We start from the raw sequence: 26,468 nt of genomic DNA, 5'->3' as shown, positions 1-26,468 counted from the left end.
TATGGATTTAGAAATCTTGACCATTTTATTAAGAGAATAAGATTGATTTGCGCATAAAAAAAGTACCCTCAATGAGGGTACTTAATAAGCTCAAAAATCATTCATCAATACGATTTGACAAAGAGCCCTTTATTTATCGTACAGCCAAAACTGCTGACTCGAGGATGAATCAGCAGTTTTTTTTGTTATTTTTTATTTATTATCAAGTACATCTTTAAATAATCAGTTTATTAGACCTACATATGGTCCTCATTGTCTTGATGATTTACTTTAAATAAGATATTTATCGTCTGATAACAATACTCATATCCTATTCACCCTTTAATAAGGTCTCATATCAGTTTTGTGGCCATATAAAGTTAAATGCCGGTGAATGATACTGGTTTATTTTAAATTTCTCTTATAGCCATTGTGAACTTTTCAAAGGTAATAATTATTCTGATTTAATTAATTCATAATAATCAAAAGTAATATTTTTTAGAATTTAGTTGTTGTTTGAATACAAATTCAATTGTTCAAAATTTTATAAATTAAAAGAGAGAAAACTCTGATAAAGGAGTTTTCTCTCTTTTGGTAGTTTTATAACCTACGCGTTCTATTTTTATAGTGGAAACGAGCTACACAGGGGCAACTACCTGCACCTAAGGCTATTTCCCAAATCACTCGCAAAGTACGCGAGCAATTCGTGAAATTGTCTTAGGCTCCGGTAGCTGACCGCTCCTGTTTCGCTCTCTGGTTTATTATTTCTTATTTTCAAATCTTGTATTAAACAATGGACTAACTGGTTCGTTGTCGTGAACACGTTTAATAGCTTCTCCAATAAGTGGTCCTACTGATACTTGAACCATCTTATCCATAATCTTTTCCTTAGGTAGATTGATTGAATCAGTTACTACTAAGGTCTTGATTGGTGAGGCTTCGATTCTTTCGATAGCTGGACCTGATAGGATTGCGTGTGTACAACATGCATAAACTTCAGTTGCTCCGGCGTCGATAAGTGCTTGAGATGCTAATGAAATTGTACCGGCAGTATCGATCATATCATCGATGATAATGGCACGTTTGCCTTTAACACTACCAATAATATTCATAACTTCGGCTACGTTTGCACGTGGTCTTCTCTTATCAATAATAGCAATTGGCGTCTTCAAAAATTCAGCAAGTTTTCTAGCACGTGTAACACCACCATGATCAGGTGATACAACAACAGCGTCATCTTCTAGATGATTTGTTAAGAAGTAATCAGCTAATAATGGAGCACCCATCAAGTGATCAACTGGAATATCAAAGAATCCTTGGATTTGTGCAGCGTGAAGATCCAAGGCAAGGACACGGTCAACTCCGGCACGTTCTAACATATTAGCAACTAATTTAGCTGTAATAGGTTCACGTGAACGTGATTTACGGTCTTGTCTTGCATATCCATAATATGGAATTACAACATTGATAACATTAGCTGAAGCTCTTCTTAAAGCATCAACCATAATCAATAATTCCATCAAGTTATCGTTAACTGGAGCTGAAGTTGATTGAATCAAGAATACTTCAGAACCACGGATACTTTCTTCGATATTGATTTGGATTTCACCATCACTGAAACGTGTAACTGATGATTTACCAAGTGGTACTCCGACTTCCTTAGCAATTTTTTCTGCTAAAGGTTTGTTAGAATTCAATGCAAAAATCTTCATTGGTCGTTCGTTATTTTGATATGACATTTAATTATTCACCCTTATTTCCATTCTTCACTATTTGATAATGGTAATCTGTTCCAAAAATCTTCTTTGTTAGTTTGTCTTTGACGTGCAATCGCCATTGCATGCTTAGGAATATCCTTTGTAATAGTTGAACCCGCAGCAATAAATGAGTGGTCAGCCATTTCAACAGGAGCAATAATATTTGAATTGCTACCGATAAATGAGTGGTCGCCAATCGTAGAATGCCACTTCTTCACACCATCATAGTTGACAAAGACAACTCCACAGCCAACGTTGATATCAGTACCTAAAGTAGCATCGCCAACATAAGTCAAGTGACCTACTTTAGTTCTATCACCGATTTTAGCATTTTTAATTTCACAAAAGTTACCAACATGCACATCGCGACCAATTTCAGCCTTAGGTCTCAAATGAGAATTAGGACCGATATTGCTACCCTTGTGCATAACGGCGCTTTCAATTGTGGAACTGATAACTTCAACATTATCCTGAATTTCAGAATCAGAAATACGAGAACCTGATCCAATAACACATTCAGAACCAATTGAAGTCTTGCCAAAAATCTTTACATTTGGCTCAATGACGGTATCGTTGCCAATTTTTACATCCACGTCGATGTAAGTATTGTCAGGATCAACAATTGTAACGCCGTCACGCATGTGCGCTTCATTGATTCTTCTTTGCATAAGTTTTTCAGCTTGAGACAAAGCAACGCGGTCATTAACACCTAATGATTCGCTTAAGTCAGCCATTTGATAAGCTGAAACTTTCTTACCTTGTTCCTTTAATAGTGAGATTACATCTGGTAAGTAATATTCACCTTGAGCGTTGTCATTATTAACTTTGTGCAAGTTTTCAAATAACAATTGATTATCGAAGCACAAGACACCAGTATTAATTTCCTGAATTTCTTGTTCGCTTCGTGAAGCGTCTTTTTGTTCAACGATTCTTTCGACATTACCATTGCCGTCACGGACGATACGACCGTAACCAAATGGATTTTGCGCATGAGCTGTCAAAATAGTTACCGCTGCTTCTTCTTTTTCATGATAGTCCAATAATTTTTCAAAAGTATCAGCAGTGAACAATGGTGTATCACCAGTAACAACTAATGTTATACCTTCTTTGTTACCTAAATCTTTTTCAGCTTGTAATACAGCATGACCTGTACCTAACTGTTCAGATTGCAAAGCATAATTAGTTCTGTCGCCAAGCAAATCCTTAACTTTATCTGCGCCATTACCAATAATAGTTTCGACTAAGTCTGGTTTAATTTTTTCTACTTGAGTTAGAACGTGATCAACCATAGCTTTTCCAGCTACTGGATGCAATACCTTGTACAATCTGGATTTCATTCTTGTACCTTTTCCAGCTGCAAGAATTATTACATAACGATTCGACATCAGAAACTCCCTTCAGTCATTCAAATATCCTTATATATAATAGCATTATTATATATGACTGCTCAATCAAGAATTTATTCAAAATAGCTGAAATCGGTATTAGTTAAATAATTACCTGGTTCAACATTTAAAATTCGGTTCTTTGTATCAATTTTAGTTACTTTAAAAATCGAAGTAATTTCGGCATCACTAAATTGACTATTAATATTAATATTCTCAGCAAAAACAGTTGCACCAACAAAAATGGCATTGAATTCAGAAATCAAACTTTGCAAGCCATTGATAGTGCCACCGCCTTTCATGAAGTCATCGACAACTAATACTCGTGAGCCTTCATCCAAACTACGTTTTGATAATTCCATTTTTTCAACACGATCTGAAGAGCCTGAAGCATAGTTGACGCTAATGGTCGAACCTTCAGTAATCTTAGAATCGCGACGAACGATAACAAAGGGAATATTCAAGAAATTGGCCACGCTTTGAGCAATTGGTATACCCTTAGTAGCCACCGTCATAACGACATCAATTGAACTTTGTGAATATTGTGTAGCAATCATTCGACCAACAGTTCTCAATAACTCAGGATCAGCCAATAAATCAGTCAAATACAAATAGCCACCTGGCAAGATTCGATTAGGTTCAACCAATCTTTTAGATGTTTCCTCAACAAATTCAGTAGCTTCCTTTTTTGAAATCCCCGGTGTAAAGATAACTCCACCACCTGCTCCTGGCAGAGTCTCCAAAACTCCGATCCCTCTGATCATAAAAGTTCTCCGTAGAATTCCTAAATCCTCAGAAATTGACGACTTGGCCGATTCGTAACGATCAGCAAAAAATGCCAATGAAATCAAGGTGTGTGGTCGCTCCAATAAATAGCGAGTCATGTCAATCAAACGTTCGCTTCTTCGTGTTTTCATCTTTTTTTCTCCTAAAACATATCTTCCTACAAAATTATAAAGCAAAACAATGAACAATTCATGTTTTTTTCAAATGAAATCGTATCAATCTCTTAACTTTATAATTTTTCTGGTAGTTTTTTCCCTCACACGCAAAAAAAGGGTTGAACTATTTGTTCAAACCCTTTACTAGTGAACTCTTATTATTCAGTTTCAGCTTCAACATCGGTGTCAGCTGGTTCTTCACTATCGAAATGGATATCAATTGATTTTGTTAATAAATCAGCATAGCTGTAAGAAACTCTTTCAAATGAATTTTCATTTTGATCTAAATCTACGACAAAAACTGAATGGAATGTTTCTGACAAAGTTCCTCGACGACGAACAACCTTTTTACGACCTGCTTGTGCAACAATAGTCAAATTCTCACCTAAGTGTGAATCCAAACGACTCTTAATTGTCTTCAATGATGTTGGCATTATAATAATCACTCCTTAGGAATGAAATTTTACCACGTTTTATTGAAAATTTCAACAATATAATACAACTGTAATCTATTTTTTGTTGAATTCAACAGCCATCTGCTTAAATTGTTCGATGGAAACTTGTTCGCCACGGGCATTCTCAGCAATACCACATTTTTCAAAAACATCTTTTATTCTTTCACGATTTTCATCAGTTCGACCAAGCCAGTTCAATAAATTGTTCATTAAACTTTTACGCTTTTGCATGAAAGAAGAACGAACTAATTTATTGAAGAATTCAGGATCTTCGATACCGATTTGATCTTTTGGCAAACGGTCTAAAACTGCAACCGCCGAATCAACTTTAGGTCGAGGAATAAACGAATTTTTTCCAACGATTCGGTCGATTCTAGCCTTCATTTGCGTTTGCACTGCTATGGTCAATGAGCCATATTCACGATGCCCCGGATTAGCGGTAACCCTTTGAGCTACCTCTTTTTGCATCATCAAAACTAATGATTGGAATGGATAATCGCTATTGATCAAATTCAACATGATTGGTGTCGTAATGTAATAAGGCAAGTTAGCAACGACTTTAATTGTTTTGCCCTCTAAATGTTTTTCCTTAACGAACTCATCTAAGTCAACTTTTAAGATATCTTGATTGATAACTTCAATATTATCGTAATATTGCAAGGTATCTGCTAAAACTGGCATCAATGATTCGTCGATTTCAAAAGCAAAAACTTTCTCAGAAACCTCAGCTAACTTTTCAGTTAATGCTCCGATTCCTGGTCCAATTTCAATTGCTATTTCATCTTTTTTTAAACCACTAGCATCGACAATATCGTCTAAAACTTTTTCATTGGTTAAGAAATTTTGTCCTAAACTTTTCTTTGCACGTAATTTGTACTTACGCATAATATCATTTGTGCGAATAGGATCAGCAATACTTAATCTATTTTGTGTCATGAGTACTTCCTTCATCAAAATTTTTAACCGCAGCTACCAAATCTTTAGGTGCTACTTGAAACATATTTAGTCGATTTAAAAACTGCTTAGCATTAGTATAACCAATCTTTAATTCTGAACCAACGAACAATCGTTTCTGTTGCGAATCGGCTTCGCCTACAAGACCTAAGTTGACCATATCTGCATGATCATACTTTTGAAAATCGCTGCTGCTGGCTGTATAGACGGCCTTTAAAGCAGCTTTGATATCCTCATCTCTGGCATGTTCGATTCCTAAACTGCCATCGCTATGTTTAGGAACTGCTTTACTTCGCGGAAGAAAAGCTTGTTTAGCATCGGGAACTGCTTTTTGAATGATTGTTCTTAATCTATTTCCATTAAAATCGGGGTCAGTAAAAATAATTACGCCCCGTTTTTTTTGAGCAATTTTTATTTGCTTAATCGTCTTTTCGTTAAGAGCTGACCCAGTCGTTTCAATCGTATCAACATCATCGCCGAAACAATCTTTTAAACGATTCGTATCCGACTTGCCCTCAACTACAATAATCTCTTTTATTTTTGTCATAATTATAGATTATACACTTGGTGAGCATTGTTGAAAGTATGTTCAGCAACTTCACTGGGTGCAATGTCTTTATATTTAGCAATCGCATCGACCACATATCTCGTATAAGCCGGTTGATTGGAATGACCTCGATAAGGTTCAGGGGTCAAATATGGTGCATCAGTTTCCACTAATAAACGATCTAATGGCGTCTTTTTAGCAGAATCGTGGACTTCAGGAGCATTCTTAAATGAAACGACTCCACTATATGATATCCACAATCCTAAATCTAAGAACTTATTGAGCCATTTTTCATCCCCATTGAAACTGTGCATGATGATACCTGATTTTGACAAGTCATGATTTTTTAAAATCTGATACATGTCAGGAAAGGCGTCACGACAATGGATTGAAACAGGCATGTTGTATTGTTTAGCAATGTCTAATTGTTGAATCAAAACTTTTTGTTGAATCTTAGGATCAGGGTCCTCTTCAAAATGATAATCCAAGCCGATTTCTCCGATTCCAACAACTTCGGGCAACTTTATTTGGTTAACTAATTGTTCTTCGTTGTATTCTTCAGAAAATTCAGGATGCCAACCGACAACAGCGTGCAATGGTTGATAATTTTGAGCTAGACGAATGGCTTCAATGTTGAATTCTTCATTCGACCCAATGATTGCCATTTCCACGACATCTAATTCCTTAGCATTGTCGATAAACTGTTGTGTTTTGCCAGCAAACGCTTTGTCATTTAAATGCGTGTGCGTATCAAATATTTTCATTATCCTAAAATTGCTCCATTTTTATGTGAATCGTCAACGATTGCAAGTTTAACTTCGTCACCTTTTTCAGTGGATAACAACATGCCATTGCTCCATTCGCCAACCATACGACGTGGCTTGAGGTTAACGACAGCCAAGACTTTTTTACCAATCAATTCTTTGTAATTAGGATAGAATTTGTGCATCCCTGAAAGAATTTGACGATCGACTCCTGAACCATCATCCAGTTTGAATTGCAATAACTTGTTGGAATTTTCTACTGGTTTCACGTCCAAGATTTCTGTTACGACCATCTTAACTTTGGCAAAGTCGTCGAATTCGATTTCCTTAGGGAAGTCATCATCGTTATCTGCTTGAGCTTTTGCCTTAGCCTGTGCTGATTTACTCAACTTGCCAGCACCATGCTTAGCTTGCTCTTCAGCCATTTTGCCTTTGATGTAATCAATTTCTTCTTTCGCATCAAGACGTGGGAAGATTGGTTCTGGTTTAGCAGTGACAGTTTTACCAACAACTGTATCGCCAAAATCAAGCGACTTGTCATTATCATAATCAAGGCCCAATTGGCTAAACATCTTCACTGGAGCTTGCGTCATAACCGGACTGATCAAAAGTGCAATCAAACGTAATGATTCTGCTAAATGACCCAAGACAGCTTGTAATTCAGCTTTTTTAGCATCATCTTTTGCAAGAACCCAAGGTTGTGTCTCATCGATATATTTATTGGCACGACCGATAAATGACCAAACGCTAGCAAGTGCTTCAGGGAATTCAAATTTGTCCATATGCGTACGATAATCAGCCAAAGTATCAGAGTAAGCTTGTTCAAGATTTTTATCTAAATCTGTGACCGTTTCAATTGAAACAATCTTGCCATCATCATACTTGTTAATCATTGAAACTGTTCTGTTCAAAAGATTTCCAAGGTCATTAGCTAAATCATAATTGATTTTGTCGATATAATCTTCTGGAGTGAAGACCCCATCATTGCCAAATGGCATTGCACGCATTAAGTAGTAACGAAGTGAATCTAGACCGTATCGAGAAACTAACATTTCTGGATAAACGACATTACCCTTTGATTTAGACATCTTTCCGTCTTTCATCAATAACCAGCCGTGACCAAAGACTTGCTTAGGCAAATCAATTCCTAGAGCCATCAAAATAATTGGCCAATAAATAGTGTGGAAACGAACGATTTCCTTACCAACGAATTGAACATTAGCTGGCCAGTACTTCTTGAAGAGTGAATCGTCGTCGCTTTCATAGCCGAGGGCTGTAATATAGTTCAACAAAGCATCGACCCAAACGTAGACAACGTGTTCAGGATTGCTAGGGATTTTTACACCCCAGTTAAAACTTGTTCGTGAAATAGCCAAGTCTTCAAGACCTGGTTTGATAAAGTTATTGATCATTTCATTTTTACGAATTTCTGGTTCGATGAAGGTTGGATTGTCCTTGTAATATTGCAACAAACGATCAGCATATTTACTCATCTTAAAGAAGTAGCATGGCTCTTTAACTAATTGGACTTCGTGTCCTGAAGGAGCCTTACCACCAATAACTTTGCCATTATCATCATGGAATACTTCAGCTAGTTGGGATTCAGTGAAGTATTCTTCATCATCAACTGAATACCAGCCTGAATATTCGCCTAGATAAATATCGCCTTGTTTAATTAAGCGTTCAATAATTCTTTGAACTGCCTTAACGTGATATTCGTCAGTTGTTCTGATGAATTTATCATTTGAAATATCTAGTTTCTTCCATAGTTCTTTGATGCCTTTAGCCATCATGTCCACGTATTCCTGTGGTTGCATGTGTTTTTCTTCGGCTTTTTGTTCGATTTTTAGACCATGTTCGTCAGTTCCTGTTAAGAAGAAAACGTCATAGCCTTCATTACGCTTGTAACGAGCCAAAGTGTCCGCTGCAATCGTAGTATATGAATTCCCAATTGTTAATTTACCTGATGGATAATAAATGGGCGTTGTTATGTAAAAAGTCTTTTTGTTTTGAGTCAATATATTAGCCTCCACCGCTCTCAAATTGATATTAAGTATAGCATTTTTTTATATTTGTGAAAAAACGTTCGTTGCATCGTCATCAATTGCTAAGATTGATGAATCAATGTTTAAATCTTCCTTATTAATGACTACTAACTTAGCTTTAGAAGAACTATATTCAAGCAATCCTGCAAATGGATATACTTTGAAGCTGGTTCCAACTACAACTAATAGGTCAGCTTTTTGAACCATTAGAGCAGCATTTTGGAAGTTAACCGGATTAATGTTTTCGCCATAAAGGACGGTTGTCCCAGGACGAATGATACCATTATCTTCATGATGTCTGAAATCTTTTAAGTAAGTTTGATAAGGAAACTCTTTGCCACAAGTTAAGCAATGAATATTATCGTATAAATTGCCATGGAATTCCACGACATTCTTAGCTCCAGCTTTAGTGTGCAACTTATCAACATTTTGGGTTACGATTGCACCTTTTTGATTGCTGATTTCAGCCATCTTTTGATGAATGATATTAGGCTTGGCATCTGGAAAGTACATATTTTGAACCACGAAATCATGAAAAACATCGGGATGTTCAACTAAATTGTCGTGACTCAACATGTATTCAGGTGGAAAGTTGTATTTCTTTCTTTTATAGAGTCCATTTTTTGAACGATAATCAGGAATTCCTGATGGCACGGATACGCCAGCACCAGTTAGAAAAGTCACAAACTTAGCTTGTGCTAACAATTCTTTTAACTCTTCGATTTTATCGGACATTCATATTACCCTCTATCTGATCAAGTATTTGATACCCTCTTTTTCAAACACTTCTTCAATTTTGTATTGATAAAAAGCTTTGTAAAATTCTGGGGTTACTTTCTTAGGGTCTAAATTCAAAGTAGCCACGCTTTGACCATCATTGATAGCTATCAAAGCAAAAGCATCTCTACCTGTGGCACGATTCTTAAAGGCAGAATGTTTGATTTGAAAAACTTGATTCAAGGACAAACGCAATTGACGTTTCGAAACGATTGGCGTGATATTCAAGAATTCATGACAGTGCAAGCCCTCATAACCATTAGAAAGAATAATTTCATTATATTCATCTAAGCCGTTAACCAAAGCACGTCTAAATTGGAATGGAACGGTTAAATCATTTCCCTCCGCAATCTCAACTAATTTACTTGCATACTTGAAAGATGTTGGAAATTCATTCTTCCAATCATCGTCACGACTGTGTTCACCAAAGATAATACCGTCAAACATAATTAATGTTCGATAAAAACGCATGTTAGCAAGGTCTAATTCTACATTGGGATGGAGGGCAGATTCAACCCCCTTCAAATATTCAGTTTTAATTTCATCTGTATAAGTACCGTCTTCTTGCTGGCGTTTAGCAACGATGACATGTTCTAAAGTTTCAAAAACCGAATTAGCGATAGCTAGAATACGACCATCATTATCTGGCTTACCAGAAGTAACAGCACATGAGATACTTGGTTCATCAGACAATTCCAGTTCAATATGGTGCAATTCGTGCGATAGAACGAAATCGCTGAATTTTTCATTGGTAATAACGACTTTAATAATATCGTCTTTTATTTCATGACTGGCTTGATCAAGCGTTAAAAAGTCTTGATCCTTATAGTCAGAATATAGTTCAATCTTTTTATTATATTGTTGTTCAATCTTTTCGACCTGTTCTACAATATGGTTGGATAGTTCATTACTATTTAATTGTTTCATTATTAACACCTCATATAAAGGAGATTTTTGTATGGAAATAAATGTTGATTTACCAAACAATTTACTACCAGATAAATATGGTAAATACGCTCCTGCTGAAAACATAAAAAATGGGAAACCAACGATCAGTTTCCCAATAAAGTTATCAGATATTCCAGCAGACGCAAAGACTATTGCTTTGACCTTTACTGATCCTGATTCAATCCCCGTTTGTGGTTTTGAATGGATTCACTGGACTGCAGCTAATATTCCAAGTTCTCAAGTAAGTATTCCTGAAAACTTTAGTCAAACTGCAACAAGTCCTGTAGTTCAAGGAAAGAACAGTTCTGCTAGTCCATTACTAGATGACACTAAAGACTTGGCCATCGGTTACAATGGACCTAATCCACCAGACCAAACACATGATTATGTTTTACACGTGTTTGCTTTGGATGACAATCTTGATTTGGAAAATGGTTATTGGATGAATGAATTACTGCACAAGATGGAAGGACACATTTTAGCTCGTGCTAAGAAGATTCTTCCAAGTCGAGCTTAGTTATTCTCGATCCTGAAGATTCATTTTATGAAAATAATCAAAAACATAACCTTCTCTAACGCCGAAGTTCGAAAAACGAATTTCCTTAGAGGGGGTTTTTTTAATAATTTCCGAGATGATTAAAATACCACCTAAAATAACTTCGTATCTGCCATCGCTTAATTCCTTGATTTGACTCCGTTCTTCTAACGAAGCATGAATTAATTGATCAAATAACTCATTGACTTGATCGCACGAAATAACAGAATTATGCAAAGTTTTTTTATTCTTACCTTCACGATTCAAAATACTAGTGACGGCTCGAAGAGTTCCTCCTAGTCCTACAAAAGTGGCTTGAGAACTCATCCAGTGCAAGTCTTCTAAGCGACGATTAATATCGTTTCTTGCTTTTTGTAACTGATTTTTTTTGATTGGATCACTCGCTAAATACAAGTCAGAAATTGAAATGGCACCAATCGGTATACTGAGGCCATGTTTTAGGCGACCTTTTTTTGCCAAACTGATTTCGCTGCTTCCGCCACCAACATCGACAATCAAGGCATCTTTGATTCGCATCGTGCTTCTAACAGCAACATAATCAAAGTAAGCTTCTTCTTCTTCATTGATTATTTTTAATTGCAAGCCAGTCTCTTTTAAAACGGCAAAAATCAGTTGCTCTTGATTCTTGGCCATTCTTACTGCTGCCGTTGCAATCAAACTGATACGATTCACGTGGTATCTGTCAATTCTATCTTGAAATTTCTTTAGAACATCAATTGTTTCTTCAATCTGATCGTTAGTCAATAATCGACTCTGAGCAATCGATTTACCTAATCTAATAGGCTCTCGCCAACGATCCAAAGTTTTAAAACGATTTCTTTTTGAAGACTTATACACTGATGTTCTAATGGAGTTAGATCCGATTTCGATAACTGCTAACTTCAAATTTACATCACATCCCATTGTACCAATTATATAAAAAAACAGACCCACATAGTAGGTCTATTTGAAGAAAGCTACGAAATTAGTTCATTATTTAACTGTTTTCTATCATTAAAGAATTGTTTATATCCCAAATAACAAGAAATTATTGAACCAATTCCTGTCGAAGCTAACAGCATAAATGTGACCATAATTTGATATTTAATCGCCTTAACTGGGTCAACTCCAGCAAAAATCAACCCTGACATCATTCCCGGTAAACTAACCAAGCCTAACGTCTTAATTGAATCGATTGTCGGTTGCATTCCACTTTTAATACTATCTTGTAAAATATCGAGTGACGCCATTTTAATATCAGCGCCCAAAGCTAATTTCTCCAAGACTTGTTGATGACGATCAGAAAAAGTTTGCATCATATTACGATAGCATAGACCAATTGCCACCATAATATTGCTGGCAATCATTCCCGTGACAGGTACGACTTGTTCAGGCACAAACTTGATTGAACCAGTCAAAACTAAGGTTCCTAAAGTAATCGTCGTTCCGATAAAAATCGCTAATAATGACGACTGAAAAGCCTTTGGAATTCCATTGCCACGCTTACCTGCATTCCACGAGGCATTGATAACGATGATAACGAAGCAGGCAAAAGTCAGCCAGTTATCGTTGGCCTTGATAACGAACTTCAAAATGTATCCAACTACTGACAACTGGATGATTGCTCGAACTACTCCAACCAAAATATCTTTATTAATATGTAATTTTTCAATGTAGCCAATGACTAGCGCTACTAAAACTAAAACGAATCCTAAAGCTAAAGTCGAATTAGAAACTGTTAAGTTAGTCATCTTCAATCTCCCCATTCCTGATTTTTATCTTATCCACAGAGTCTTCAATTTCTGATTCATCATGGGTCACACGCAGAATAGTTAAGCCTTGTTGATTGAATTCACTCAATATTTTATGAACGATATCTTTATTTTCAGCATCCAAACCGGCTGTTACTTCATCAGTTATCAAGACTTCCGGTGGAAACAAGAGATTGCGCAATAAAGCCACCCGCTGTTTTTCACCACCAGAAACATCATTGACGCTCTTATCGATATAATCGGCACTCAAATTGACCATTTGTAAATACTCAATGGCTTTTGATTCATCGAACTCTTTTTTTCTAACTTCGAAAGGAAATTTTAAGTTGTCTCGAACTGTTTTTCCAAATAAAGTTGGTTGCTGAAAGGCATAAGAAACACGTTGTCGATATTGAATCGGCTCATAAGTTTCAATTGGTTCGCCATCGAATTTAACTTCTCCAGAAGTGGAGCTTAACATTGATGCCAAAATTCTCATCAAAGTACTTTTACCACTACCTGAAGGGCCAACAACTGTTAAGTATTGGCCCTTTTTTATATCTAGATTAATGTCTTTTAAAATCTTAGTATCACCAACTTGATAAAAAAGGTTGCGTACTTCGAATATTTTTTCCATACTTACACCCCCTATTCTTCAATTAATAATTATCCGTGCAATTATATCGAAATACTAGTAATTAGCTTAGAAAAACTTTTTTATTTTGAATAAGGCAAATGCATAGTACCAGGAACTTTATCCCAAGCCACCGGATAACCGGCTCCATGTGCACAAAAGACTGAGTCGGGCGTGTTTTCAAGATCAGAAACTGGTTGATACTGCCTTTTTTCAACAACTTCTGCTTCGTTGTGACAAGGTCGATATCCGTCAACGATACATTCTAAATTGCCTTGCCCATGAGTATAGGCACTGACCTCTTTAGCATAACCTTGCATCGATGAAACTGGAGCAACTCCACTGAGCAGCGTCAAACTATTGCTGTCATTTATTTGAGGAGCATCAAATTTGCCATCCATTTTTTGAATATCATTCATCGCTTTACCGACTTGTTCCTGTGGAATCTCCAAACGGAACCGATACCATGGCTCTAACAACTGACAAGCATCTTCTTGTTTTGCCATCATCAAGCCTTGCCTGATTGCTCGCCAAGTAGCTTCACGAAAATCGCCACCAACAGAATGAACGATACTACCTTTGCCATTAACTAAAGTTATTTTCATATCAGTGATTGGTGAACCTGTTAAAACTCCCAAATGTTCTTTAGCAAAGAAACTCGTTTGGATTTGGTGTTGCCAATTTTGCGGCATAATATCTAAACTCAACTGGGAATCATAAGTTAAGCCGCTGCCTCTAGGTGCTGGTTGCATTAAAAGATGGACTTCAGCGTAGTGACGTAAAGGTTCAAAATGTCCTACCCCTTCAATTTCTTCAGTAATGGTTTCTTTATAAAGGACATTCCCCTGATCAAAATCTACCTTTAAATCAAAACGTTGCTCTAAAATTTGTTGCAAAACTTCTAATTGAACTTCACCCATGATTTGAACATGGATTTCTTGGAGATGATTGGACCACGTGACATGCAATTGTGGGTCTTCTTCTTCCAATTGTTTTAAAGCATTTAAACAAGCATGGATATCATTGCCATTTGGATTCAATGAGTAATTTAAAACTGGTTGAATGGTTGGCTTCAAAACATCGTTCACTTGACCTAATCCCATCCCGGGATGGGCTGAATCTAAGCCTGTAATTGCACAAACTCCACCAGCTGGAATTTCTTGTCGTAATTCAAATTTAGAACCATTGTAGACCCGTAATTGATTAGCCTTCTCATCATTTAACAAGACGGACTTGTTGTGCAAAGTTCCCCCAAGAACTCTGACCCAAGTTAATCTCTCACCCTCATCGTGTGACACTTTGAAAACTCGAGCGCCAAATTCACTTGCAAAAGAACGCTCCTTAGTCCACTCTTTGAACCCGTCCAAGAATTCAGTTATACCTGATAATTTCAAAGCTGATCCAAAGTAACATGGGAAAACTTGACGCTCTTGAATCATTTTTAAAATGGTTTCTTTTGAAACTGTCTCTGACTCCAAAAATTGTTCTAAGACAGTATCATCTTGCATCGCAATCTCTTCATAGGTTTCGCTGGAAATTGTTCCAAAAGCAATACAGCCACCAGATAGTTCCGTCTGCAATTGCTTTAGAACTTTTTTCTTATCGACGCCTAAAGCATCGGTCTTATTGATAAAAATAAAGGTCGGTATTTGATATTGCTGCAACAAATGCCACAAAGTTCTGGTATAGCCTTGGATGCCATCTGTTGCGGAAATAACTAGAATGGCATAATCTAAAACACTCAAAACTTGCTCAGTTTGTGTCGCAAAGTCCACGTGTCCTGGGGTATCTAACAGCGTCATTTTAAAATCTTGATACTGGAGGTTAGCTTGATGGGAAAAAATCGTAATGCCACGTTTTTTCTCTAAATCGTCCGAATCTAAAAAAGCACTACCTTTGTCGACACGGCCTAACTTTCTCAAACCGCCCGCTTCGTATAACAAAGCTTCCGAAAGCGTCGTCTTACCGGCATCAACGTGAGCTACGATTCCCGTCACAATCTGCTTCATATTTTCCTCCTCAATTTTTTATCTAATTTATTCAATCTATTATAGATTAACAGAAACTAACTAATTTCTTGCATAAAAAAATCCTAGTAACCAAAACGGCCACTAGGATTAGTTTTTACGCTTAATTAATTATTTTTGATTTTGAATTTCTTTAACTAACTTAGCTTGTGCCTCAGCTTGAAAGTCTTTTTGTGCTTGTTTAGCAACTTTCTTTTGTTGAGCTGAAGTCATTTGTGGATTTGCTTGCATTGCTCCGGCGATTGCCTTTTTAACGTAAGCTTCCCCTTCTTGTTTCATTTGTTTCTTGAATGACTTACTCTTCATTTTCTTTTGAAGTTGTTTTGCTTGAGTGGTTGAAAGTACTAGCCAGTCATTGCCAACTTTGAAAGTATTAGTTTGCTTGATAAATTCTTTATTGTTGCCTTCAATACCAAACAAGAATGAGTAGAAGCCATTCTTATAGACCCAACGAGTCGTCTTCTGAGTTAAAGTGGCATTATCATAATTACCAGTTTTAACAACATTTTTTACGTCAAGATCGGCTTTAGTAGTCTTAGGTTTCTTAGCATTAGCAGTTTCTGGAGTACGATAAACGTAAACATTTTCTTTGCCGCTAGTACCTAAATCTTTTCTCAAAAGCAGATTTGAACCCTTTTGAACTGATTGAACTTGGTAAACTTTTTGGTCAGTCTTTTGTTCCATACCCAGATGATTGTGTTCATTGGAAATCAAAAGAACCAAACTACAAATGAATAAAACGATGGAAATCAATGATAAAGTGTAACCAACTTTTTTATTCTTCAAAAAGACAGCGAAGTAATAACCTAGAACTGCAAAAATTATAATGGAAATAATTATCATTATTCTTCACCTGCCAATTTTGTATTCTTTAGTTGAGCCATATCAACATCTTGATTAGACTTCTTACGGTTTGTAACTGTGAAACTGATAGCAAAACCGATTAAACAGAATAAGACGGCAACAGCAAAGGCTGCGTGATATCCGGACAAAGTAGCACTCATAAAGTTATCTTGATACTTCAAAGGTGCTTGAGAAAGCATAGTCTTTGAAGGTTGAACGTTATTTGTAACGTTAGTCAAGACACTGATCAAAATAGCAGTACCCATTGAACTGAAGACTTGTCTAACAGTATTATTAACGGCTGTACCGTGACTCATCAAGTCGAATGGCAAAGCATTCATACCATCAGTAGTAGCAGGCATCATAACCATTGAAATACCAAACATACGAATCATGTAAAGAATTACGATATCGATAACAGGTGTTTCTTGTGTTAGGAAGAAGAATGGAATCGTACCAGCAGTTAACAAGAACATACCCATACGTACCAAATCTTTTGGTCCAAACTTATCAAAGGCATTACCTGTGATTGGACTCATAATACCCATCATCAAAGCACCAGGTAGCAAAGTTAAACCTGAGTGGAATGCTGACATCCCTTTAACGATTTGTAGATAAAGTGGTAGAACCATTTCAACACCGATCATGGCCATGTTAGTAACTGATGACAAGGCTGCGGCAGTAGCAAATTTCTTTTCTTTGAAAACACGTAATTCCAAGAATGGAGTTTCCATGTGTAATTGACGAAAACCAAATAATACAATGAAAATTATTCCGACAATGATTGAAACGATAACAGTTGCTGAACCCCAACCGTCATTACCAACAGATGAGAAACCATATAAAATAGCACCAAATCCAACTGTTGATTCAATCAAGGACAAAACATCTAGTTTTGAACGATGCGTTTGAATAACTGGACGCATGAAAATAAAGGCTAAAATCAAAACGATAACAACGATAGGAATGATCATCCCGAAAAGATCTCTCCATGTAAAGTTATCAATGATAAAACCTGAAAGTGTAGGTCCGATAGCAGGAGCAAGTCCAATAACTAATCCACCAAGACCCATGGCAGCACCACGTTTGTTAGGTGGAAAGACTGAAAGCATAACCATCTGCATAAGTGGCATTGTGATACCAACACCAACGGCTTGAATCAAACGACCTGCTAAGATCATCCAAAATGTTGGAGCTGTGAAACACATAATCGTTCCGACTAAGAAAGTCGACATTGCGATAATATACAAAATTTTTGTACTAAAGTTGTTACTTAACCAAGCAGTAACAGGAATCATAATTCCGTTAACTAATAGAAATCCAGTCGTCAACCACTGAACATCTGAAGTCGTAACATTGAATTCTTTCATCAATGTTGGGAATGCTGTTGTCAAAATTGTACCGTTTAAGACCGTACAAAAAGTACCTACTAGAAGAACCAAAACCAAAAGATTACGGTTAAATGGTTTCCCGTGGGCATCCAATATTCCTTTATCATTATTTGCCATAATAATAAAAATCCTCTTCTCTATTTATTTGGAAAATATTTCAATCTTGTCTAAATTCTTGTAGAGTTTCGACAAAACATTTTCCAGTTGTTTCTGTTCTTCAGAAGTTATACCGTCAAAGACTGTATCATTTATATCATGAAAAGCCTCACTAATTTGCTCATAAAGTTTCTCCCCATCGCTAGTGATATAAACAATCTTCTTCCGGCCATTGTTTGGATCCGCCTCTCGGGTTATAAATCCGCGATCTTCAAGTTTTTTTAATGAGCGAGCAATACTAGCACCATCAAACAAAGTCTTCTCACCGATTTTGTCTTGACTATATTGCTTTTCTCGGTAGACGATTGTCAGCAAAACACTTTCAAAAGCATTCAGATGTTCATTCCGTAAATATTTTGCTGCAATTCTCTTGTTCAATGTCATGTATTTCATGACAAAACCAATTAAATTATATTCGTCCATACCTCAACCTCATTTTTTACAAAAAAACTTTTTCTTTTTTAGAACAAAAAATATGTTATACCCAACTCTTGAAGAAATCAAGAGTTATGCATAACATATTTTCATGAAAACGTCTTTCATTTTTTCAGAAATTAGTCAAAGTAGTTAACACCGATGGCTTTTCTTACTTCAGATAAAGTTTGGTTAGCAACCAAATTTGCGGCATCGCTACCTTTTTTAAGAATATCGTAAACGCCAGGAATATCTTTTTCGTATTCAGCACGACGATTACGGATGGGTTCAAGAATTTCTTGTAAAACATCATTCAAGTAACGTTTTACTTTGACATCCCCAAGACCACCAGCTTGATATTGTTCTTTGAGTTCAGCTACTTTTTGCGTATCAGTCGCAAAAGCATCAAGGTAAGTGAAGACAGTATTTCCTTCAATTTTACCAGGATCTTGTACGTGAATATGATCTGGGTCGGTGTACATGGACATAACTTTCTTCGTAACTTCATCAGCTGAATCTGACAAGTAAATACAATTGCCCAATGACTTGCTCATCTTAGCATTGCCATCGATACCAGGAAGTCTGCCTTGACCCTTTGGTGGGAAAACGCCCTTGGGTTCAACTAATGTATCGACGTTATAAGTGTTATTGAAGGTTCTAACGATTTCACGAGTTTGTTCGATCATTGGTTCTTGGTCATCGCCAACTGGGACTGTATCAGCTTTAAATGCTGTAATATCAGCTGCTTGGCTAACTGGATAAGTTAAGAATCCTGCCGGGATACTTTGTCCGAATTGCTTTTGTTTGATTTCTGATTTAACGGTCGGATTTCTTTCCAAACGGGAAACAGATACAAGATCAAGATAATACATTGTTAATTCATTCAATGCGGAAATTTGTGATTGAACTAAAATATTAGTTTTACTTGGGTCGATACCAACAGAAAGGTAATCTAGAGCCACTTGAATCAAACTGTTACGAACCTTTTCGGGGTTACGAGCGTTATCAGTGAATGCTTGCATATCAGCAATCATGATAAACATCTTGTATTTACCCTCATTTTGTAATTTAACACGATTCTTCAAGGAACCTAAATAATGTCCAATGTGAAGTCTGCCGGTAGGACGATCGCCGGTTAAAATTGTATTTGTTTTCATATTTTCCTCCTGAATTTATCAAATCCTATTCATTTTTAAACAAAAAAAGCGTTCCGTCATATTAAAAAGATTAATACAACGGGACGCTTGCACGTGGTGCCACCTGTCTTGTAGAATAACTCTACCACTCTTAGTTATAAGGTGACTGACCGTTCCCATTTCCTAAGACAAGGTCGATAACTTTTTCAGCCGTGAAGTTATTCTCTGAACCAACTTACTTGAATTAGTACTCAAAAATGACTATGATTTAATGTACTCTAATTGCTATTAGCATAGTTAAAAAACGACAAATTGTCAACGAGAGGTAGTTTTTAATGACGATTAATCAATCAAAAGCTGAAGAACAACAAAGAGTCGACTCAGTTGCTAAAAAAATCGATAAAAAAATCGATCGAGTTGACCAAAGCATTGCTCAAGCACACCAAGAAACAAATCGAATTGAACGTAATTACGGCGAAAACACTAAGGTCAATACTACTGAAGTCGATGACCAAATGGAAACTAACGCTTCCGTTCAACAACAAAAACAATTGGTCTATTTGGCTGTTGAAAATGAAAATATTTTAAATTCTAATAAACTCAAGCTAGAAAATCTTCAAGGATCGCCTTACTTTGGAAGAATCGATATCGTTGAAGATGGACAAAAAGATACTCTTTATATAGGAACTTCGACACTTCAAGATGACGATGGCGAATTCTTGATTTACGATTGGCGAGCTCCTATTTCTGGGATTTACTACAATGGCGTCCTCGGAAAGGTTCACTATAAAACTCCTAATGGCACAGCTGAAGTTGATCTGCAGAAGAAACGTCAATTTCAAATCATCAACAATAAAATTAAAAATATGTTCGATACCAATGAAACTGTCGGCGATGAAATCTTGCAATCTGTCCTTGGCGAATACAGCGACGAATATATGAAAAATATTGTTGCGACAATTCAGCATGAACAAAATACCATCATTCGTGACACCCGCTCCGATATCCTTCTGGTACAAGGAGTTGCCGGTTCCGGAAAGACTTCTGCTATCTTGCAACGTGTAGCATATTTGCTATATCACAGCCGTTCGACGATGACTGCTGACAACATCGTCTTATTCTCGCCTAATAAGCTTTTCAGCAATTATATTTCTGAAGTCCTACCAAGTTTAGGCGAGCGCAATATGCGTCAAGTCACGCTCAATGAATTTATTTCGTTGCGCTTAACTGGAGTCCAAGTTGAAACTTTATTCGAACGTTACGAAAAAGATGAACGCAACCTGCCCGAAACGACCATCAAGATTCGTTTATACAAGGAAAGCGGTGCTTTCTTGGATAAATTGGAACAACTGGAAAATGACAATCCTAATCACACTTTGGACTTTGAGGATGTGATTTTTGAGGGCAAGCCTTTCTTTACTAAAGAAGAGATTTCCGATATTTATGACCATGTCAATCACGCCTATCACATTCCTGATCGTTTCTTAAGAACGAAGAATGCTTTAATCAAACGTCTTCAAAAACGAATTCACGAAGACCGCAATGAGGATTGGGTCCAAGATGAAATCGATAATCTCTCTGATGAAGATTTCCAACAAATCATCACGGACCACAACATTGAAGAATCAACTAATCAACGTGAAATCATTGCTGAAGAATTTTTACGTGACCGTTATGCTCCAATTTACAACGCTTTAATCAACAATTATTTCTTCAATCCTTATAAAGAATACTTATATCTATTGAATCAAATGGATCAAACTTTAGTTTCTGACAGTGTTTGGCAAACAATGATTGAATCAATCGATGACCAAATTGAAACTCACAAACTAAACTTGAGCGATTCAGTCGCAATCTTATATCTACGTGATTTAGTGACAGAGAGTGGCATCAATCATGCTATTCAACATATCTTTATCGATGAAGTTCAAGATTATACGATGGCTCAATTAAAATACATCGCTCACTCATTCCCTAATGCCAAAATGACTTTATTAGGTGATCGAGCTCAAGACGTTTTAACTAGTTCTTATCGTCGAAACGATTTAGTCACTGAAGTTAATGAATTATTCAAGAATAAAAAGACTACAACGATTACCTTGAATCAAAGTTATCGTTCCACTGCGGAAATCACTAACTTTGCCAAAAAATTGTTGCCAAATGGCGAAGATGTTAAGGCCTTTTCCAGACAAGGCGAAGACCCAGTCATTAAAATATTCGATGATGACGACTATTATGAAGGCCTAAAAGAGACAGCTAAGAAATTGAACCAAAAATATGAGACCGTAGCAATTTTGACCCGTAATGAATCACAAGCTGAACAAGTTTATACACACTTTAGCGATGAATCCATTGTGACGTTAGTCGATGCCGATTTCCGTTCTATTCCTAAGGGAATTTTAATTTTGCCAATTTACTTGGCCAAGGGACTGGAATTCGATGCAGTTGTTGCTCATGATGTTTCTAAGGAAAATTATCCTGATGAACGTAGTATCGATGTTTTATACACTATTTGCACACGGGCAATGCATGATTTGATTTTATGCGTTGATAAAGATATTTCACCTTTGTTGGCGGATGAATCTTCTCGTTTGATTAGCGAAAAATAAGTATTTTAAAAGAGTTCCAATGGTAACACCTTTTTTGTTGGGTGTTTCGATTGGGACTCTTTTTTTGGGGTTTTATTTTCTGCTTTATTGCTTTTGCTTTTCTGCTTTATAGTGGAAACGAGTTACGATAGGGCAACCCATTGCGGCTAAGCCTATTTCACCAATCACTTGCAAAATACGCAAGCCATTTGTGAAATTGTCTTAGTCCTCGTGGGCTGAACGCCCTATCTCCACTCTCTGATTTTTAAACGAGTTGCGCAAGCCAGACACTTCCGGTTAAGACTAATATCTCTGCTGCCTGCTTCGCAGCCAACTGAGATATTTGCCTTAATCCTCGGTGTCTAAGCGGGCTTGCTCCACTCTCTATATTATAATAGTTCCCACAACTGCACTTACCATTCCTACAAAAATGGCTATCTTTTCATTCTTTGTGTACAAGTAAGTCAAGGCATAACACCAACCTAGAGCCATCATCATTAAGAATTGAATTAGTGATCCTGGTAAGCTGATTAAGCCTCCGACGATTCCACTTAAGATAATTCCCATTACTGCACTGTATGAGGAACTTTTTCTAAAGAAATAATTAAAGAAGAAGCCTGTTTGTACTAGTTGTTGTTGTACTGAGATTACTAACACGTTAGCTATCATATTGAAGACGAATACTTTTTGGTCTGAACTAATTACGTCATCATTTTCAAAACTTGGTATTTTACCAGTTACTTGCAAGTAGCTGACCATGATTCTCAATAAACATACCAAAATAATCATCAAACTAACTAATCCAGCATTTGATATCAAGGAATAAGCAAAGCCGTCTGCTGGGTCCGCAAAGGTTTTCTCTTCTCGATAATATTTTCTAATCATTAGAAATAAGGTAAAAATACCTACAACGAAGAAAGCTATAACTATCGGGACATTCAATCCCTTTTGCGTTGCAGCATTGTTTTTTAACATTAGGGTAACGATAGAAAATACAATCCAAATTATATATCTAACAAAATCCGTACCTGGAGATTCTCCTACGCGCATAATAAACTCTTCCAATCAATAATTTTACTTTGTCATTATATCATACGAGAATACTTCATTTTCATTCCGTTTTCCACTATTATTAATAGAGTATTCGTGGAGGAATTATTAATGAGTAAAAAACAACGCATCTTCTATTTAGATTTTATACGTGTTATTGCTATTCTCTTGGTTATTTTCATTCATGCATCAGCCATTGACACGACTAAAAATATTGGTACTGGTCAATGGCAGATAACCAAAATTTTGAATTATTTTGCCCACATTAGTGTCCCGCTTTTCTTTATGATTTCCGGAACGCTTCTGCTTAACAGTAAGAAGACGACTTCGCTTAGCTATACTTGGAAACAAAGGGTTCCGCGCGTTGTCATTCCTTTCGTGCTTTGGTCTGTTATTTCACCAATCGTCGTAGGAATCTATGTTCATTCATTATCGTTGCACAACGTTTTAACATCAGTTAAAAACATGCTTCACCAACCAACGTCGCCAACGCTTTGGTTCATGTATCCATTGATTGGAATCTATATTTTATCGCCAATTATCAAGACCTTTGTTCAAAATGCGACAACTGAAATGTTGCTGTATGTAACTGGAATTTGGTTAGTCACTTGTTCATTGCTGCCGTCAATTGCAGTCATGTTGCCAAAAAATCTTGCAGCAATTTTACAGTTATCGCCCATCGCTAATTTCTTCTTAGTCGGTGGCTTCACCGGTTACTTTATTCTGGGGTACGTGTTGACTAGACTGCACGCTGAAAAAACCAATAGTTGGTGGTTAATTCTAGTATTCTTGATTTTTGGATTTGCCGGAAACTTTATCTCAGAAGCCGTTCCTCAAATTTTCGACGCCAATAATGGCTATTATGTGACCTCAATTTTCATCCCGATAATGTCTGTTCCCGCCTTCATTTTGCTACAAAAATGGGGCAGCACTATTAGAAATAATTTCACGGTTAAAACTTTTGAATTCCTATCACCCTTGGTATTTGGAGTTTACTTGATTCATAACCTTTTGATTTTGTACATTGAGCCATTTTTCATGAGTCATTTACCAATTCAAGGCATTATTGCAACGTTTATTCGTTACTTTGCTATTTTGATATTATCAATCTTTATCATCTGGATATTGAATTTAATACCTGGCTTAAATTACTTATTAACAGGAAATTTGCATAAGAGAAAGTAAAAAAAATAGAACAACTAATTCGTTTAAAATTAGTTGTTCTATTTTTTTAAATTAATCTTCTTTTTTAGTAATTCGAGTAGCTTTCAAAATCAATCCAAAGGCTACCATGATAAATCCAACAATTGTAGCTAAGATTCCAGTTGTAGTACCTGTTTGTGGCAATGAACCAGTTTCATCATCAGAGTTGGAAGAAGATGGTGTTTGCGATTCATCCTTATTATTGCCAACAACTCCTGGTAGAAGTCCCGCTTCCAAATCTGGATTTGTTCCTTCTGAACTGCCATTAGTAATTACATCGCCATTACTATCTTCTGAACCAGAATTATCTTCTGAATTGTTATCTTCAGTACCAGTGCTGTCTTCAGAATCTTCATCAGTACCTTCATTTTCGTTACTATCATTTTCGTCTTCATCGCCAGCGTTAGGATCTTCGCCTTCTGAACCACTGTCAACTTCAATTAAATCACCAGTATCTGGGTCAATGTCTTCTTCGACTTCTTCTTCGTCAGGATTCTCGATATTGTCGCCATCATTTTCATCTTCACCGGGTTGATCGGGTACTTCACCGGGGATTTGAACTGGCTTTTCAAATTCAGTTTCAACGTTTGAATCATCTTGGAAATCCCATCTGTGAGTTTCAGCGTTGATGTTAACTTTATCGGCAACGATATTACCATCTAAGTTTTGGTTAACTGTTACAGTAGCTTTTGGAGCCAAAACGCTGCCTTGGAATGGACGATCAATGATAACTGTTCCATCGTACAAGTTGTCGCTAGCTTCACTATTGTAAAAGTTCCAGAGCAAGTGATTATCATCGAAGAACTCAGTTTCTTTGTTAGGACGTTCTTCGTTATCGACACCAGTACCATCGTTATAAATCAATTTGATCTGTGATGTGACATCATAAGGGTCATCACACTTGGTATCAACGTTGATGATGATATTAGTCCCACCAGAATCTTTTGAAAGTCCAGCAATTGTCAAAGGAGTTCCTGAAGTCAAAACGTCACGGTCAAGATTAATAACAATTTGGTTATTAGCATTAGGTTCATAATCTTCCAAATTGATTACACGTTGGTTTTGGTCAGGAAAATCGCTATTGGTGATACTTACTTGAGGGTCTTGATTTGATAAGGAATTAGATTTTCCTTCAAGAAAATTAAAGTATTCATCAAAATCGATGTACTTATTGCCATTCTTATCTTGGTAAGTTTCACCTTTAGTCAAATGATCAATATTTGTTCCATCAACATTGGTCCGATCAGGATTAGAAACATCTACATTATTATTTTCACCAAAAACAACTTTGTTAGTTCTATTTTCACTCTTATTAACAAAGGAACTACTTGCAATATTATTATGATTTTGAACATATGATATATCTTTTTCAACATGTCCTTCATGAATGTTAGTTCCGAAATTAACATTACCATTTAGAGTACCAACAGCAATATTACCATTCGTATGAGCATTCAAGGTTGCTTCATTAGCAAAGATATGGAAGTTTGAAGCATAGCCAAGTTGATTTGAATCCTCATTTGAAAAATCATCACTGACATTGCCGCCATCTTGAACATCGTTGTTAACTGACTGCGTTACAGCACCGTTTTGTGCTGCACTGCTTTGTGTCGTAGCACTTTGTGCTGATCTAGTTTGAAGCAAACTATTTTGAGTTGTACCATCTTGTTTCGTATTATTTTGGGTTGCATTATTTTGATTGGCATCATTATAAGTAGAACTGCTTTGAGTTGAAGCAGCGTTACTTATTGCAGTGCCATTAGTTCCCGTCGAAACTGCATTCGTCGTATTACTATTGACAGTGTTTTCCTGTGTAGTATCAGCTTGGACGGTGGTGCTACTCATCCCCATCAAAACTGCAGCACTCACAGCAACACATGATAAAGCCCATTCTTTTCCCTTTTTCATAAACATAATTAACCAAATCTCCCTCTTCGATCTAGAATAATTATTATCTAGTTATAAATCAGGTAATAATATTATTTATGAAAATTATTACGCTGAATAATTTTAATGTCAAATTACATTTTTATTAATAAATTGTTAGCAAATAGTAAATAAATGGCTGTACGATAAATAAAGTTGATAGGTATTTTGCCATCAACTTTATTTTTGTATACCATTTATTAGTAATAACCATTTAAGAACACCAAAAAAGGACACCATTCATGCCCTTTAGATGTTCGAC

At 36.4% G+C, this 26,468-nt stretch carries 23 protein-coding genes; 3 read left to right on the top strand and 20 right to left on the bottom strand.

Going from position 1 to position 26,468, the window contains the following annotated elements; all coding sequences use genetic code 11:
* Nucleotides 1-740: 740 nt before the first annotated feature.
* The 10 genes from FHL05_RS10195 to FHL05_RS10150 form a co-directional block, all read right to left on the bottom strand.
* The gene (locus FHL05_RS10195) at nt 741-1,718 is read right to left on the bottom strand and encodes a ribose-phosphate diphosphokinase (RefSeq protein ID WP_153522612.1); all 978 of its coding nucleotides are present in this window, start codon (nt 1,716-1,718) and stop codon (nt 741-743) included.
* A 14-nt stretch (nt 1,719-1,732) separates the two neighbouring features.
* Nucleotides 1,733-3,121: a bifunctional UDP-N-acetylglucosamine diphosphorylase/glucosamine-1-phosphate N-acetyltransferase GlmU gene (gene glmU, locus FHL05_RS10190; protein WP_153385542.1), complete on the bottom strand. Its 1,389-nt coding sequence runs from the start codon at nt 3,119-3,121 to the stop codon at nt 1,733-1,735.
* A 74-nt stretch (nt 3,122-3,195) separates the two neighbouring features.
* A complete protein-coding gene (purR, locus tag FHL05_RS10185; RefSeq protein WP_153385543.1) occupies nt 3,196-4,038 on the bottom strand; it encodes a pur operon repressor in 843 nt (280 codons plus the stop codon).
* A 182-nt stretch (nt 4,039-4,220) separates the two neighbouring features.
* The gene (locus FHL05_RS10180) at nt 4,221-4,496 is read right to left on the bottom strand and encodes a Veg family protein (RefSeq protein ID WP_153385544.1); all 276 of its coding nucleotides are present in this window, start codon (nt 4,494-4,496) and stop codon (nt 4,221-4,223) included.
* Nucleotides 4,497-4,571: 75 nt separating this feature from the next.
* Nucleotides 4,572-5,453 (bottom strand): 16S rRNA (adenine(1518)-N(6)/adenine(1519)-N(6))-dimethyltransferase RsmA, encoded by an 882-nt coding sequence (rsmA, locus tag FHL05_RS10175; RefSeq protein WP_153385545.1) that lies wholly within the window; start codon nt 5,451-5,453, stop codon nt 4,572-4,574.
* The gene (gene rnmV / locus FHL05_RS10170) at nt 5,440-6,018 is read right to left on the bottom strand and encodes a ribonuclease M5 (protein ID WP_153385546.1); all 579 of its coding nucleotides are present in this window, start codon (nt 6,016-6,018) and stop codon (nt 5,440-5,442) included. Before rnmV ends, rsmA begins: the two co-directional genes overlap by 14 nt.
* A 2-nt stretch (nt 6,019-6,020) precedes the next feature.
* Nucleotides 6,021-6,782 (bottom strand): TatD family hydrolase, encoded by a 762-nt coding sequence (locus FHL05_RS10165; protein ID WP_153385547.1) that lies wholly within the window; start codon nt 6,780-6,782, stop codon nt 6,021-6,023.
* A complete protein-coding gene (gene metG, locus FHL05_RS10160) occupies nt 6,782-8,800 on the bottom strand; it encodes a methionine--tRNA ligase (protein ID WP_153385548.1) in 2,019 nt (672 codons plus the stop codon). Before metG ends, FHL05_RS10165 begins: the two co-directional genes overlap by 1 nt.
* Before the next feature lie 48 nt (nt 8,801-8,848).
* Nucleotides 8,849-9,550 carry an NAD-dependent protein deacylase gene (locus FHL05_RS10155; protein WP_162000283.1) on the bottom strand — a complete coding sequence of 234 codons (702 nt, stop codon included), beginning with the start codon at nt 9,548-9,550 and terminating at the stop codon, nt 8,849-8,851.
* 24 nt (nt 9,551-9,574) lie between these two features.
* The gene (locus tag FHL05_RS10150; RefSeq protein ID WP_153522611.1) at nt 9,575-10,531 is read right to left on the bottom strand and encodes a hypothetical protein; all 957 of its coding nucleotides are present in this window, start codon (nt 10,529-10,531) and stop codon (nt 9,575-9,577) included.
* 31 nt (nt 10,532-10,562) lie between these two features.
* On the opposite strand from FHL05_RS10150, the gene FHL05_RS10145 reads away from it, so the two are divergent.
* Entirely contained in the window at nt 10,563-11,069 is a 507-nt protein-coding gene (locus tag FHL05_RS10145; RefSeq protein ID WP_153385551.1) for a YbhB/YbcL family Raf kinase inhibitor-like protein, read from the top strand.
* On the opposite strand, the gene FHL05_RS10140 is transcribed toward FHL05_RS10145, so the two are convergent.
* The 8 genes from FHL05_RS10140 to trpS form a co-directional block, all read right to left on the bottom strand.
* A complete protein-coding gene (locus tag FHL05_RS10140) occupies nt 11,070-11,993 on the bottom strand; it encodes a Ppx/GppA phosphatase family protein (protein ID WP_153385552.1) in 924 nt (307 codons plus the stop codon). It lies immediately after the preceding gene.
* Nucleotides 11,994-12,064: 71 nt separating this feature from the next.
* Nucleotides 12,065-12,838, bottom strand: coding sequence for an ABC transporter permease (locus FHL05_RS10135; RefSeq protein WP_153385553.1), 774 nt, complete (start codon nt 12,836-12,838; stop codon nt 12,065-12,067).
* Complete coding sequence (locus FHL05_RS10130; RefSeq protein ID WP_153385554.1) at nt 12,831-13,475, bottom strand: ABC transporter ATP-binding protein; 645 nt, start codon at nt 13,473-13,475, stop codon at nt 12,831-12,833. The genes FHL05_RS10135 and FHL05_RS10130 overlap by 8 nt, the downstream gene beginning before the upstream one ends.
* Before the next feature lie 80 nt (nt 13,476-13,555).
* A complete protein-coding gene (locus FHL05_RS10125) occupies nt 13,556-15,481 on the bottom strand; it encodes an elongation factor G (RefSeq protein ID WP_153385555.1) in 1,926 nt (641 codons plus the stop codon).
* Nucleotides 15,482-15,610: 129 nt separating this feature from the next.
* Complete coding sequence (locus FHL05_RS10120) at nt 15,611-16,342, bottom strand: DUF4811 domain-containing protein (protein ID WP_153385556.1); 732 nt, start codon at nt 16,340-16,342, stop codon at nt 15,611-15,613.
* Nucleotides 16,342-17,850 (bottom strand): MDR family MFS transporter, encoded by a 1,509-nt coding sequence (locus tag FHL05_RS10115; protein ID WP_153385557.1) that lies wholly within the window; start codon nt 17,848-17,850, stop codon nt 16,342-16,344. The genes FHL05_RS10120 and FHL05_RS10115 overlap by 1 nt, the downstream gene beginning before the upstream one ends.
* Nucleotides 17,851-17,874: 24 nt before the next feature.
* Nucleotides 17,875-18,312, bottom strand: a complete 438-nt coding sequence (locus FHL05_RS10110) for a MarR family winged helix-turn-helix transcriptional regulator (protein ID WP_153385558.1) — start codon at nt 18,310-18,312, stop codon at nt 17,875-17,877.
* A gap of 131 nt (nt 18,313-18,443) precedes the next feature.
* A complete protein-coding gene (gene trpS / locus FHL05_RS10105) occupies nt 18,444-19,460 on the bottom strand; it encodes a tryptophan--tRNA ligase (protein WP_153522609.1) in 1,017 nt (338 codons plus the stop codon).
* Nucleotides 19,461-19,774: 314 nt separating this feature from the next.
* Here trpS and helD point away from each other — a divergent pair, with 314 nt between their 5' ends.
* The gene (helD, locus tag FHL05_RS10100) at nt 19,775-22,048 is read left to right on the top strand and encodes an RNA polymerase recycling motor HelD (protein ID WP_153522607.1); all 2,274 of its coding nucleotides are present in this window, start codon (nt 19,775-19,777) and stop codon (nt 22,046-22,048) included.
* A gap of 363 nt (nt 22,049-22,411) precedes the next feature.
* On the opposite strand, the gene FHL05_RS10095 is transcribed toward helD, so the two are convergent.
* Entirely contained in the window at nt 22,412-23,077 is a 666-nt protein-coding gene (locus FHL05_RS10095) for a CPBP family glutamic-type intramembrane protease (RefSeq protein ID WP_153385561.1), read from the bottom strand.
* Between the two features lie 111 nt (nt 23,078-23,188).
* Here FHL05_RS10095 and FHL05_RS10090 point away from each other — a divergent pair, with 111 nt between their 5' ends.
* Nucleotides 23,189-24,262 carry an acyltransferase gene (locus tag FHL05_RS10090; RefSeq protein ID WP_153522604.1) on the top strand — a complete coding sequence of 358 codons (1,074 nt, stop codon included), beginning with the start codon at nt 23,189-23,191 and terminating at the stop codon, nt 24,260-24,262.
* Between the two features lie 51 nt (nt 24,263-24,313).
* On the opposite strand, the gene FHL05_RS10085 is transcribed toward FHL05_RS10090, so the two are convergent.
* Nucleotides 24,314-26,194 carry a collagen-binding domain-containing protein gene (locus FHL05_RS10085; RefSeq protein ID WP_153522602.1) on the bottom strand — a complete coding sequence of 627 codons (1,881 nt, stop codon included), beginning with the start codon at nt 26,192-26,194 and terminating at the stop codon, nt 24,314-24,316.
* Nucleotides 26,195-26,468: the final 274 nt, after the last annotated feature.

This window comes from Companilactobacillus halodurans, assembly GCF_009600995.1.
Lineage (GTDB): Bacteria > Bacillota > Bacilli > Lactobacillales > Lactobacillaceae > Companilactobacillus > Companilactobacillus halodurans.
This window is presented reverse-complemented; position numbering and strand designations above follow the sequence as displayed.